8 protein-coding genes are annotated in these 13,930 nt (G+C 43.0%); 1 reads left to right on the top strand and 7 read right to left on the bottom strand.

From position 1 onward, the window contains the following. Window positions 1-229 precede the first annotated feature (229 nt). From fucP to GD597_RS01170, 7 genes are all read right to left on the bottom strand, one after another. A complete protein-coding gene (fucP, locus tag GD597_RS01200; RefSeq protein WP_171605963.1) occupies window positions 230-1,501 on the bottom strand; it encodes an L-fucose:H+ symporter permease in 1,272 nt (423 codons plus the stop codon). A gap of 118 nt (window positions 1,502-1,619) precedes the next feature. Beyond that, window positions 1,620-2,471, bottom strand: a complete 852-nt coding sequence (locus GD597_RS01195) for a fumarylacetoacetate hydrolase family protein (RefSeq protein WP_171605962.1) — start codon at window positions 2,469-2,471, stop codon at window positions 1,620-1,622. 4 nt (window positions 2,472-2,475) lie between these two features. Beyond that, complete coding sequence (locus GD597_RS01190; protein WP_171605961.1) at window positions 2,476-3,708, bottom strand: DUF6786 family protein; 1,233 nt, start codon at window positions 3,706-3,708, stop codon at window positions 2,476-2,478. A gap of 13 nt (window positions 3,709-3,721) precedes the next feature. Then, window positions 3,722-5,377 carry a UxaA family hydrolase gene (locus GD597_RS01185; RefSeq protein WP_171605960.1) on the bottom strand — a complete coding sequence of 552 codons (1,656 nt, stop codon included), beginning with the start codon at window positions 5,375-5,377 and terminating at the stop codon, window positions 3,722-3,724. A gap of 263 nt (window positions 5,378-5,640) precedes the next feature. Then, on the bottom strand, window positions 5,641-7,230 hold the full coding sequence (locus tag GD597_RS01180; RefSeq protein WP_171605959.1) for an aldehyde dehydrogenase (NADP(+)): 1,590 nt from the start codon (window positions 7,228-7,230) through the stop codon (window positions 5,641-5,643). 143 nt (window positions 7,231-7,373) lie between these two features. Further along, a complete protein-coding gene (locus GD597_RS01175; RefSeq protein ID WP_171605958.1) occupies window positions 7,374-7,697 on the bottom strand; it encodes an FKBP-type peptidyl-prolyl cis-trans isomerase in 324 nt (107 codons plus the stop codon). A 157-nt stretch (window positions 7,698-7,854) separates the two neighbouring features. Further along, window positions 7,855-10,491, bottom strand: a complete 2,637-nt coding sequence (locus tag GD597_RS01170; protein WP_171605957.1) for a GH116 family glycosyl hydrolase — start codon at window positions 10,489-10,491, stop codon at window positions 7,855-7,857. A gap of 404 nt (window positions 10,492-10,895) precedes the next feature. Here GD597_RS01170 and GD597_RS01165 point away from each other — a divergent pair, with 404 nt between their 5' ends. Beyond that, window positions 10,896-13,910: a VPS10 domain-containing protein gene (locus tag GD597_RS01165; RefSeq protein WP_171605956.1), complete on the top strand. Its 3,015-nt coding sequence runs from the start codon at window positions 10,896-10,898 to the stop codon at window positions 13,908-13,910. Window positions 13,911-13,930: the final 20 nt, after the last annotated feature.

The following is a 13,930-nucleotide window of genomic DNA, read 5'->3' as shown; positions in this document are numbered from 1 at the left end:
AATATATGTTGTAGCCGGACTATAGAATATGCATGTAACTGCACTTGCGTCGCACTCTTGTACGGTTGGTATGCCATTGAGCAAATCAACTGAATAGCAAGTGTACCAAATACTTTACAATCCTTATGCTTAGCCCTGAGCTAAACGTACAAGAGTGCGACGCAAGTAAAGCTGCATTTGGCTATTCAGTTGGGTCAATAAATATCTATGCTAAAAACGCAATAATAATTTATGCAACAGCTTTTATTTTATGCGCTTTCCAGCCAAAGTAAAATATAAAAGCAAAGCAGATCAAAGGCACAATATAGGCCGATTGTATACTGTTGGTACTATCGGATATTTTACCCATAATAAATGGAATGATACCACCGCCTACTATAGACATTACCAGGAATGATGAAGCAATTTTGCTTTCTTCACCAAGGCCTTTTATGCCCAATGCAAAAATGGTTGGGAACATAATAGACATAAAGAATGGTACCGGCAATAATGCATAAGTAGCCATACTGCCCGATGTGGTAAGCGCCACTGTTAACAATAAAATATTGATGATGGCATATGCGGCCAATAGCTTTTGCGGCTTAATATATTTCATAAGGAAAGTGCCAGCAAAACGGCCCAGCATAAAACCTACCATGGCAAAGCCCCACCAATAGGCGGCTTCTCTTTCCGGGAGGTCCATGGTATAGCGGGAGAAACGGATAAAGAAACTACCCACACCTACCTGCGCGCCTACATAAAAAAACTCGGCAATTACTGCCCAGCTTACATGGCTGTGGCGAAATACTTTTACAGAAAAAGATTTATGCCCGTGCCCATCGTCTATAGCATCTTCTTCTTTTATTTCGGGTAGTTTGGTAAATACAAACAGGATGGCTACCAGTAATACTATACCGGCAATAATCATGTAGGGTATTTTGATAGTGCCTGCTTCAAAAGAGAGATAGCTATTGAATTGCTCGGATGTCATTTGCTGCATTTCGGCCGGGGTGTGTTCAATACCTGATAATATAAATTGCCCGCCGATGATGGGTGCAATAAAAGCGCCTACACCATTAAAGCTTTGTGCAAAATTTAACCGTTGTTCGGAGGTGGATTTGTCGCCCAACTTGGTGATATAAGGATTGGCCACTGTTTCAAGAAAAGTAGCACCGCTGGCGCTGATAAAAAGCGCAAACAGAAAAAATTCGTAACTGCGTGAAGATGCTGCCGGAATAAATAATGCAGCACCGGTGGCATATAATAATAAACCAATTAAAATTCCTTTTTTATATCCGTATTTATGCATAAACCAGCCGGCTGGTAAAGCAATAGTGAAATAGCCAAAGTACACAGCCGTATCTATAAGCGAGGATTGAGTATCAGTAAGCTGACAGGCTTTTTTTAAATGCGGAATAAGTATGGGATTGATATTGTGTAAAAAAGCCCAGAGAAAAAATAAGCTTGTAATTAATGCAAATGCAACGGTATTACTGGTTGCCTGCTGGTTTGGTTTTGGCATGCTTGAGCGTTAAAGTTTTAAGTAATTAGATTGGTTTTGATATTGCTGCTATAAATATACAGTACAAGTGAGTGACACAACGATGTTTAATTGAAATACAAATGTCTGCTTACAAAAATTAAGGTTGTTTTATGGCAATGGTATTGGTTAATACGCCAATGCCATCGATGCTGATGTTTACAATATCATCTGTATGCAAAGTGAAATTGTTGGGAGGCACTACGCAGGTGCCCGTCATTAAAAAGCAACCATGTGGAAAGTTCATTTCTTTGTATAGCCAGCCGGCAAGTTCTGTAAGCGATCTTTTCATTTGTGCCAGTGTAGTGGCGTCGTCAAACATTTTTTCGGCGTGGCGGTAAATATTCATATGAATGCAGGTATTGGTTGCAATGGGTGCTTCGGGCACATAAAGGCAGGGACCAAGTGCGGCCGACCTTTCGTACATTTTTGCCTGTGGCAGATAGAGTGGGTTTTCGCCTTCAATACTTCTTGAACTCATGTCGTTGCCAATGGTATAGGCTTGTATACTGCCTTGTGCATTGATGTAGAGCGTTAGCTCGGGTTCGGGAACATTCCAGGTAGAATCTTTACGGATATACACTTTTTCTTTATGGGCTGCCACGCGGTGGGGTAAGGATTTAAAAAACAGCTCTGGTCTTTCGGCTTCGTACACACGCTGGTAGCAATCTGCCGCACCAGTATCTTCTGATTCCTCCATTCTGGCATCGCGGCTGCGCAAATAGGTAACGCCGGCGGCCCAAACTTCCTGACTACCGATAGGTGCCAGTAAAAAATTATTGATGCTGTTTTCGGCATGATCAGGGCTTATTTTTTCAGCCGTAGTTATTTGTGCTAACAGGTATTGATGCAAGTTGGGCTGATTAATAAGTGCATCCCAATTGGCATTTACCTGAAAATAATTGATGCCTTGTTTAAGGATATTACCCCTTGAAGTTTTGTACAAATACATGGTCTTATTTTTTTATAGTGTCAAGATCTACGCCCAGTAATTGTTTGGCGAGTTGTTTTAATACATCATAATTGCCCATGAAATGGCAGGTGGTTTGCTTGTAAGTGCCTGTTGCACCCTTTTGTAATGCAAGCGCAGGTGATGAGGATTCTACTTCGTAAAAAGGCCCCATTTGGGTGCCATCTGCCAAAGGGCCGTCGTTATATGAATTGATCACATCGCCTTTGTATGGGTTTTGCTGCATTTCCCATTTGCTGTTTACATAATCTGCATTTTTATTTACCTGTGGCAATATAATGGTTAATACATTTTTTTGAAAATCGAAACTACCGGCAATGGGTTTTGCAATAAAGGGCGATAGCCCAATTTTGCTTCTTAATTTACCATCGCAGGTAAAATATAAAATGCTGTCTTTTACCTGTAACCTTTCTGTAGGTATGGTGCCAAAATAATTGTCGGTAATAAAACTACGTGCATTTGGTATGGGGTAAAAAGGAATGATAACCGTAGTGGCAGGTGTAGGTGTAAACATGCCCAACAACCATACTGATAAAAGGCCTTTTTCCTTTGTCCAATCGGCAGTACCTGTATTAGTAATGGCATTATTGGTTTCAAAGCCTACAAACTGCACACCGGCAGGAATGGTTGTTTGTAAAGTAGCGGCCAACTGATCTTTTGATAAAAGCCTAACTGTTCTTTCTATGGCTATATCAAAACGGGTACCGCTGTAATTGGTAATACTGGCGGTTTTTGAAAAAGTGGCCGAGCTATTATCTGATTTTACCACTGTATACATTTCCGTATCAATAAATGATGGTACCTGCCAGTGGGCAATATTAAATGAGTCGCCGCCTTTAAAATAAATGGAATATTGCCCACCTTCGGGGCCCATCCAAAACCTTTCTTCACCTCCTACAGGGTTAAATTGTTTTTTCTTTTCCGGGGCAGCAATCAGGTCGTAATTTAACCAGCCAAAACTGGTGCCGGTATCACCCGTTGCGGTGCTTGTCATTACCCGGCCCTGATAATCGGCAGATAATAATATTTTGCTATTGCCATCAGTACTGCTAAGTTCCAAAACCTGGCTGGTGTGCTGTTTTAAAAAAGCAGCATCGTAGGCATAACTGCCTTTAGCTGCAGTGCCGGCACTATCAGTAATTGCTGTTTTTTCAGTGGCTGTATTGCAGGCGATGGTGATGCTTACAGCAAATACCCAGGCTAATTTGTATCTGTTCATATGGCTGTTTTATTTATAGAGAAATACCTCTTTTCCAGGGTATAAAATCATCATGACCTAGTGCATCGGCTTTGGCTGTGCAGGTTCCGCTGGCTACATTTATTACATATTCCAGGATTCTTTCTGCGGCCAGTGCTACGGTTTCGGTGCCATTGATGATGGTGCCAGTATCAATATCAATGATATCTTTCATTTTTTCGTATAAAGTGGTGCTGGTGCTAAGTTTTATAACGGGTGTAATAGGGTTGCCGGTAGGCGTGCCCAAACCGGTGGTAAATAATACAATGTTGGCGCCGGCACCCACTTCTGCTGTGGTAGATTCAATATCACTGCCGGGAGTGCACAATAAATTTAACCCTGGCCGGCTTACTTTTAACGGGTAATCCAGCACGTCAGTAACAGGCGAGGTGCCGCCTTTTTTGGCAGCGCCGGCACTTTTCATCGCATCTGTTATCAGGCCATCTTTTATATTGCCTGCGGAAGGATTGGCATCAAAGCCGGAGCCCACTGCTTTTGCCCTTTCGTGGTAAATATGCATCAGGTGAATAAACTTTTCTGCTGTGGCATCATCAATGCAGCGGTCGCTTAAATTTTGTTCTACCCCGCACAACTCAGGAAACTCTGATAATATTACCGTTCCGTTTAATGCTACCAGCATATCAGAAAAATAACCCAATGCCGGATTAGCCGAAATGCCCGAAAACCCATCCGAGCCACCACATTCAAGCCCTACACATAATTTGCTTAAAGGGGCAGCACTGCGTGTACATTCATTTGCTTTTATTAAGCCGGCAAATGTTTGTTTAATAGCCAGTTGCAACATGGCTTGTTCATTGCCAATTTTTTGTTGCTCCAATAAAAACAGGGGCTTAGAAAAATGGCTATCCCGTTTATTTATTTCTGATTCCAGTATGGCCAGCTGTGCATTTTGGCAGCCCAGACTTAATACCGTAGCACCCGCAACATTGGGATGCGTAATATAGCCTGCCAGTAAACCACATAGGGCAGTTGTATCATCTTTGGTACCTGCGCAACCGAGGGTATGATTCAATATTTTAATGCCATCTACATTGGGAAATACTTTCTCTACTGTTGCTGCACTATCTTCTTCAAAAACAGTTGTTTCCAAAAACGCATCGGCTGTTTGTCCGGCCTTGTATTGGTGAACCATTTTTTGTACTATACTTTCATATTTCGATTTTGATGGTGTATAGCCAAGTGCTTTTAATAATCCCTCCTGTAATACATCTACATTTTTGTTTTCACAAAAAACCATTGGAATAATTAACCAGTGGTTGGCCGTACCCACCAAACCATCGGCACGATGATAGCCCATAAATGTGGCATTAGCCCATTTAGAAACATCTGGTTTTTGCCACTGCGTATGGCGTTCCTGTAATGCAAATCCATTGGCGGCATGCGCCACATTGTGTACACTAATTAAAGCACCTTGTGCAATATGTTTTGTTGCCTTGCCTACCAAAACTCCGTACATAATAATATTGTCGCCCGCTGCAATGGGTGCTATGGCAAATTTGTGTTTGGCGGGTATATCATCAGCCAACACACAGCTATAATTTTCCTGTTGTATAAGCGTGCCTTTGGGTAGCCCCGTAAGGGCTACTTCAATATTATCAGCAGCATCAATTTTTAAAGTTTGTAATTGCATTTCATATTTTTTTAGCAGCAATTGCTTTTTATTATTGGTGTACCCGGCAGCAGGTACTATTGGCATCGCCTCTTGCGTCGCACTCTTGTGCTCTAGCAAAAAGGTCGGCAAATGCCTGTTTTAAATGTTTAATATACTACCTGTTTATAGTATATATGCATTGTTGTTTTAACAGATGCCATGAAACCCGAACGATGAACCGAGCGTGGCAAGTAAAGCCTAATGGTACAACAAATGCCCGGCTACAAATAGGTTTTATGTATCTATTCTATTGAATCATTGCTATAAGCACCGTTCACCAGCCGCCATAGCTGTTGCTGGTTGTTATTTTGTAGAGCCTGCGGCAATAAATGCTGCGGACAGTTTTGATAACATACAGCTCTGGTAAAACGGTAAATGGCATTGGTACCCACCGATGTTGTTTTGCTATCGGTAGTAGCCGGGTAGGGACCACCATGTACCATAGCATGTGTAACTTCTACACCTGTTGGTACATTATTAAAAATAATGCGACCCGCTTTTAATTCAAGTATTTGCACCAGAAGGGCATTGGCTGCCAAATCGGTTTCGGTACCCCAAAGGCTGGTAGTAAGCTGCCCGCTTAATTGCGTGGCAACTGCATATAATTCGGCTTCGTTAGCTGCCATAATATGTATGCTGGACGGGCCAAAAACTTCCTCTAAAAGTGTTGGTTGTGCCAATGCAGTTTTTGCACTTACAGTAAATAGGTAAGGCGTAGCCTGCAATACACCATCATTTATTTTGCCTTGCGCAAGTGCAGTAACAAGTGGCGATTGCTGTAATTGCTGTATATGTTTGTAATAGTTATTGGCAATGCCGGAGGTAAGCATATCATCTGCCCCGGCATTTTGTATGCATAGAGAAAAATGTTGACTAAACTGGTGTGTGGCCGGGCCCTCTATAGAAACAATGATACCCGGATTGGTACAAAATTGCCCAGCACTTAAGAGGTTGGATGCGGCCAGTTTTGCTGCCAGTGTATCGGGTTGCTGTTGTATTATTTCAGGCAAAATAAATACGGGATTTACACTACCCATTTCTGCATAAACGGGAATGGGCTCTTCTCTTTTTGCTGCTGCATCAAAAAGTGCCTTGCCACCTGTTAGCGATCCGGTAAAGCCAATGGCTTTTATAGCCGGGTGCGATACCAGTTGAATGCTGGCTTGGTTTTGCCTTGCCTGTAGTAAGGAAAACACTCCATCGGGCATATCAGTTGTTTTGGCGGCTTCCAATATAATGGAAGCCACCATTTCTGATGTGGCCGGGTGGCCGGGATGCGCTTTGCATACTACTGTACAACCGGCAGCCAATGCCGAAATGGTATCGCCACCTGCCACTGAAAATGCAAAGGGAAAATTGCTTGCACCAAATACCCCCACCGGACCAATACCTATTTGCATTTGCCTGATATCTGGTTTTGGCAGTGGTGCACGGTCGGGTTGTGCTGTATCGATAATGGCTTTAACCCAACTGCCTTCCTGTAAAAAGCCTGCGAATAATTTTATTTGGTTAATGGTGCGTTGCACTTCTCCGTCCAGTCTTGGTTTGGGCAAGTGAGTTTCGTGCATGGCCATGGCCACCAGCTCGTCTTTTTGTGCTGTTATAATGGCTGCTATGGTTTCTAGAAAATCTATTTTTTGTGCCGGACTTTTTTGGCGATAAATAGTAAATGCCTGCCCGGCAAGTGTTGCCGCTGCATTAATTTCTGCTGCTGTTGCCTCGTAAAAGGAACAAGGGGTAGCTGTATTGCCGCTACCTGGTATGGTAGATAAAAATGGAGTGCTGGTATTTGCAGAGGCTGTGTAGCCAATAAAATTTTTTCCGGTAATCATATGCAGGCAGTATTTCTTGTACGCAATCTATAACAAAGAATGCAATGAACCGCATTATAAAACCTTGCAATATTACCTTCTTCTGTTACTTTATTGTCTTTGATAAATTTTGGATAGCATTACTTGTTTATCGGCTGTGTATACTAACAACAGCAGTTGGGGCCGCAATTATTTTCCTGTACTGGTTTTGCCGGTTTGCCTTGTTGAATTTCCTGCTGTGTGGCTGGCCTGATGGCATCGATAATTACTTCAAATTGAAAAGGTTGATTGTCATTCAGATGGATGGTGAATGATTTTTCTGCACCAGGTTCTGCGCCGTCTAATTCGGTTTCCAGGGCGGGTAAAATACTGCCGGCACCATGCAGGTATTGTATGGGTGAGGAAGCTATATTGCTTTCTATAATTTCACCCTGATTATTTTGCATGGTATAACGTAATGATACGACTGTATGGTTAGTTATTTTCATGTAGTGGTTTTTTGTTTGAATTTGTTTTATGGGCTGTTTGCTGCCATGAAAACAGCACCCCGAACCGAGCGTGGCAAGTAAAGCTTCATTATTGTACAAAGGCTGGCTCCCACATTTTCTTTCTTATTTTTTAAGGTAAAACTATTGCTTGCCATCGCTAGCCTTTGGCAGGCAAACTGGCTGGCTTACCTGAAACAAATACTTTCTGAATATCGATAGTGCCATAAGCCATATGTACAGTGGGTATTTTGCCCTTTAAGCTTACGGTGCCAAAACCTGTTTCGGTAGAAAGAAAGCTGGTGAAATCGCCAATATTGGATGCGATGTATAAGGTTTTATCTACCGCATCGTAACGTACACCTGTAAGTGCCTGCAGGTAGCCATAACTGGATAGGGCACGTGCATACCAATGCCCGCATTCGTACTCGTTAAACGGGTTTCTGATGCGGCCATCGTACCGGTTGCGGGAGGTGCGTACAATATCCAGGCCCTGTTGCACATTACCTGTGGCCATCAGGTGTGAAGCCACCTGGTGTTCGATACCCGTCCACACTTCATCGCTATACACAAAGGGTAAAGAGAGTTTGCCACCTTTTGGCCAGGAACAGAGCAGTAAACCACCTTCATCTCCCAGGGCATAAGATGGCCGTTGGGGATTGGCATGTTCGCTAAGATTGTGTTTTAGGTTGTATTTGTGTACCGCCAGTAAATGGCTTTTTATTTTATTCCTGTCCATACCGGTTTCAATGCCACACATGGCGGCAATCCAGGCACCCAGAATGCCATCTGATAAGCAGCCTTTACCATATTGGTATTTCGGGCCTTCTTTTTCCAATAATTCTTTGGCTTCTTTGGAATATTCGCCGCCAAAGGATTTGGCGGTGGCAGGGTTGGGTGCATTTAACCCTTCTACTTTTATTTGTTGAATAAAATATTCGCCATCGTATAAAGCGGTTTCCAGCATGTTGATACCTTCTTTCGCCAGTTGTTTATATAGATCAACATTTTGGCCTAAATAACTGCCCATGGCAATCATGGCATGCAGGGCACCAATATAAAAACTGGTATGCATACCATCGGGTCCCCAAAATTCTATGTCGTAGGTATTGTGGTGTGGTTCTTCAACAACTCCTTTATGCCGCGGATCCCAGGTATTGATACAGTAATCCATACTGGTTTTAATCATGGGATACATTTTTTGCAGCCAGTTATTATCGCCGCTTATGCGCCATTCCCGGTAAGCTTTCATTATGCCACCCAGTTGCCCGTCGGCGGCGGAATGAAAGTCGTGTGTATTAGGTTCAATGGGCAAAGTGGCCCTAAAATTCTGATGCCCTTCCTTGTTTTGGTTTTCACAAAACTCAGTATGGCGTAAGCTGCGCTCCAATGCAGGAAACAGGTGAGGAATGGCTTGCGCATAGTTCCACACATGGGTACAGGAGCCATGGCAGCAGCCCCAGCTATCACCACATCCTTCAAAGCTCCAGAGTCGCCCATCGTACTGACGCATTACGGTGGGTGATTTTAATATGCTGAGATTGGAGGCAACTGCTTCTATTACTTCGGGTGCTAATGTACTGGCATAAAATGCCTTGGTAAACAGGCTGGATTTTTTTTGCAGCTCATCATAATTGTTTTTCCAATAATCCGCAACTGCTTCCAAATTCGCAAACTGACTGCTATACCAGGGTTTGTAAAATTTTTCATTAAAATCCTTATCATATTTATCAATGGCTATATCCGAAGGTGAATTGCAACAACCGGTATTGGGGTCGCAGTTTTCTTTCCGGGGGCCCATTTCGCCATAGGTTTGTTCAGAGTCAGGCGTATACCAGGCCATCATTACTTTAATGGTTTTTACTCTGCCGGGGGCCAGGGTAAAGGGGACGTAAATAGAAGCACCTGGAGCATTTTTTTCTACAGGTGTATTTGTTTTTACTTCGCCGTTTTTTACAGTATTCCATGCCATGGTAAGTGGGTCCCACCAGCCGCCGCGAAACCAGCAATAATCTACCGCTGTATGCTCCGCATTTGTATAAATTGCAAACTCCGATTTAAAAGGTTTTTCTTTTGTGCCGGCTTCAGAAAGTATAAATCCGTTTTCTATTGCACGTATACTATTTAGCCCATCATCCACCTTTAAAAAATTCTTGGCGTTAAACGAGAAAACAGCCTCAATGGTTTTGGTGCCAGTATTGGTAAATTTATATTCCATTGCACCAACAGGTAAGCTGGAATTGTTTTCATCAGTTGGTATAAAAGGGCTCCAGCCTTTTACCTGTACTTGCAGTGGTAAATCAGTATCGCTAATATCCAATGTAGCAAATGGAAACTGTACTTTAAACGCAGCTTTTCTAAAACGGGGTAATCCTGTAGTAGCGCCTTCAGATCCATTACCGGCATTACTTAATCCAAATTTTTTCCAGTTGGGTACAGGCCCTTCCAATAGTTTGGCACCATTGGTTAAGCCCTTAATGCAAATGGCGGCAAACATACCAGGCTCATTAAATATCTCGGGCTTATTACGTACCGATACATGCGAAACAGATCCGGTTCCCTCCATACAAAACATGCCAGCACCTAACCCGCCAATAGGAAATGCTACTCTTTGTAAAAATTCACCGGTATAGGCGCTATTATAGGCCCTTGCACCGGCAACAAATTCATTTTGTAGCTCCTGCTGCGCATCGGCCATTTCAGTAGCAGCACCTGCGGTAGCAGGTACCAATGCAGCGCCAATACCGCCAATACCCATATGTTTTAAAAAGGAACGGCGGCCAGATGTTTTTTTCATACCTAAGATTGATTATGGTTACAATTGTTCGCAATACCATTGCATGTATGCTGTGGTGCAATACTTTATGACAAGCAGAATAAAAGTAATCAAATTTGCAGGTAAAAACGTCTGTCTTTTCTTTCTCAGATAGCCTGTATTTTAGTAATCACTAAAACAAGTATTGCGCTGTGCGTCTATTCAGCCAAATAGATAATTTTATTGCAGTAAAAGTTAATTGCCAACCACTTAAATCTTATTTTTTTGGGCCCGGCAATGGAAGCATTTGGCTGGCTTTACTTGCGTCGCACTCTTGTACTGTAGTAATTCTATGCAGCCATCAAAACAGTTATTGCAAATCGACAGTCCATTCTTTTTTTGTGCAGGTATAAACCGTATCTTACCATTTCATAATGGCAATTATCATGAAACGTTTAATCAGCATTTTTGTATCGCTCTTGTTGCTTTATACAGCAACCGCCCAGCAATTTTCTCCCGATTTATTCAACGCCATGCAATGGCGTATGATTGGCCCATTCCGTGGTGGACGAACTGTTGGCGCTGTAGGTGTGCCACAACAACCCAATGTTTTTTATATTGGTGTAAATAATGGTGGCGTATGGAAAACAACTGATTATGGCCGTACCTGGTTTCCTGTTTTCGACGATCAGCCCACAGGCTCTATCGGCGATGTGGCAGTAGCGCCATCAAATCCAAATATCCTGTATGTAGCCAGCGGGGAAGGCATCCAACGCCCCGACCTTTCAGTAGGAGATGGCGTATATAAATCTGCTGATGCGGGTAAAACCTGGGTAAACACCGGGTTAAAAGATGGTCAGCAAATTGGCGGACTGGCAATAGACCCTAATAATGAAAATCGTGTTTTTGCAGCAGTGTTGGGCCACCCATATGGCCCAAATAAAGAACGTGGATTATTTAGAACCACCAATGGTGGCAACACCTGGGAAAAAGTATTGTATATAGATGAAAATACAGGTGCCGTACAAGTTGCCATCGATCCCAAAAATCCCTCCATTGTATATGCCGATTTATGGGCAGGACGTCAGGGCCCCTGGGAAAATGGTCGTTGGAGCGGTAGTGAAAGTGGCCTGTACAAATCAACAGATGGTGGTAATACATGGAAGCATTTAATCGAAGGTTTACCTACGCCGCAACAAGGCTTAGGCAGAATTGGTTTCACCATCGCCCCCACCAATACCAACCGATTATATGCTACCGTAGACGCTGGCCAGTTTGGTGGTATTTACCGTAGTGATGATGCCGGCGAACATTGGAAAAAAATGACGAGTGATGAACGTTTCTGGGGTCGTGGCGATGATTTTGCCGAAGTAAAAGTAGATCCCACCAACGAAGATATTGTGTATACTGCCGATGTGGTGGTATGGAAATCCGTTGATGGTGCCAATAAATGGTCTGCATTTCGTGGCGCTCCGGGCGGCGATGATTATCACCGCATTTGGATCAATCCTAATAACCCGGATATTATTTTGTTAGCCGCAGATCAGGGTGCTATTATTACGGTGAATGGTGGACAAACTTTTTCTTCCTGGTATAACCAGCCCACTGCTCAGTTTTACCATGTAAGTACTGATAATGCATTCCCCTATAATGTATATGGCGGTCAGCAGGAGAGTGGCTCTGTAGGCATTGCCAGCCGCGGTAACGATGGACAGATAAGTTTTAGGGAATGGCACCCCGTAGCGGTGGAAGAATATGGGTATGTGGCAGCAGATCCCAAAAATCCGGACATTATTTATGGGGGCAAAATAACCAAATACGATAAACGCACAGGCCAATTCCAGAATATAGCACCTGAAGCGGTTCGCAGCGGTAAATACAGGTTCCTAAGAACAGCACCCGTATTGTTTTCACCTATCGATCCATCAGTATTATACTTTGCTGGTAATGTGATTTTTAAAACAAAAGATGGCGGTAATAGCTGGCAAACAATTAGTCCGGATCTTACCCGGGAAAGCTGGGATATACCTGCCAGTGTTGGTGTATATACCAAGGAAGAAATGAAAAAAATGCCCCGCCGGGGAGTGGTATATACCATTGCTCCTTCATTTAAAGATATCAATACCATTTGGGCAGGTACGGATGATGGATTTATACAGGTAACAAAAGATGGTGGCAAAAGCTGGAAAAATGTAACACCCCCAGCTATTACTGCATGGAGTAAAATATCAATGATAGAAGCCAGCCATACCAACACGAAAATAGCTTATGCAGCAGTTAACAGAATTCGTTGCGATGATATGCAACCGCATATCTATAAAACCATGGATGGCGGCATATCCTGGAAGGAAATTGTAACCGGGTTGCCCAATGATCCCATTAATACAGTAAAAGAAGATCCATTACGCCCCGGACTTCTATTTGCTGGCAGCGAAAGGGCTGTGTATGTTTCATTTGATGATGGAGAGCATTGGCAATCACTACGGATAAATATGCCAGCTACCTCAATTCGCGACCTGGTAATTAAAGACGATGACCTGGTGGTAGGCACTCATGGCCGCGGTTTTTGGATATTGGATAATATTACTCCGCTCAGGCAATTGTCTAATAACCTGGCCAAAGCAAAAGCCGTTTTATATAAGCCGCAAAACACTTATCGCGTTCGCTGGAACATGAATACCGATACGCCAATTCCACAGGAAGAGCCAGCCGGCCAAAATCCACCGGATGGTGCGATGATTGATTATTATTTACAGGATGCTGCTACTACTCCCGTTGTGTTAACCATCAGTGATGCAAAGGGAAATGTGATTCGCACCTTTAGCAGCAGCGATACGTTGTATACCATTCCGCCTGTTAATATTCCATTGTATTGGGTAAGGCCGCAGCAACTGTTATCTGCAGGTGCCGGCGCCCACCGCTTTTTATGGGATATGCGATACGAGCCATTGAATATACCCGCATCTTACCCTATAGCTGCAGTATTTAAGAACACTTCACCGGTGCCAACTGCGCCTTATGTAATGCCCGGAGTATATACAGTAAAACTTACTGTAAATGGTGTAAGCTTTACCCAGCAGTTTACCATTAAAATGGATCCCCGGGTTAAAACCAGTATTGCGCAATTGCAGCTGCAACACGATCTTTCCTTGCAATGTTATCAGTCGTTAAAACAATCTTTAGAGGCACTTAAAAAAATTCATAGTACACAGGCACTGCTTCCAGTGGCAGGCACTGAAAAGGAAAAGCAATTACTGGCCACCTTAAACGATTTTGAAAAACATAACGGATTTGCGCAATCGGCAGCTGTGTGTGGCACACTGTTTAATATTTTGCAGGAGAGCGATATGCCACCTACATCGCAAACCATTGTTGCCGCTAAAGAGGCAATAGCCAATTTTAAAATACTACAGGCTAAATGGGCTGCCCAGAAAACGTTTATAGACATGGCAGAAAAATAATTGTAGAAAATATTTTTTAG

Source organism: Limnovirga soli (assembly GCF_013106755.1).
Lineage (GTDB): Bacteria > Bacteroidota > Bacteroidia > Chitinophagales > Chitinophagaceae > Limnovirga > Limnovirga soli.
The sequence above is the reverse complement of the archived record's forward strand: the minus strand, read 5'-3'. Positions and strand labels throughout refer to the sequence as shown.

Coding starts and splice junctions, on each gene's coding strand:
- GD597_RS01195 (WP_171605962.1), bottom strand. CDS start 2,471: ATGTATTTGTACAAAACTTCAAGGGGTAATATCCTTAAACAAGGCATC.
- GD597_RS01165 (WP_171605956.1), top strand. CDS start 10,896: ATGAAACGTTTAATCAGCATTTTTGTATCGCTCTTGTTGCTTTATACA.
- fucP (WP_171605963.1), bottom strand. CDS start 1,501: ATGCCAAAACCAAACCAGCAGGCAACCAGTAATACCGTTGCATTTGCA.
- GD597_RS01190 (WP_171605961.1), bottom strand. CDS start 3,708: ATGAACAGATACAAATTAGCCTGGGTATTTGCTGTAAGCATCACCATC.
- GD597_RS01170 (WP_171605957.1), bottom strand. CDS start 10,491: ATGAAAAAAACATCTGGCCGCCGTTCCTTTTTAAAACATATGGGTATT.
- GD597_RS01175 (WP_171605958.1), bottom strand. CDS start 7,697: ATGAAAATAACTAACCATACAGTCGTATCATTACGTTATACCATGCAA.
- GD597_RS01180 (WP_171605959.1), bottom strand. CDS start 7,230: ATGATTACCGGAAAAAATTTTATTGGCTACACAGCCTCTGCAAATACC.
- GD597_RS01185 (WP_171605960.1), bottom strand. CDS start 5,377: ATGCAATTACAAACTTTAAAAATTGATGCTGCTGATAATATTGAAGTA.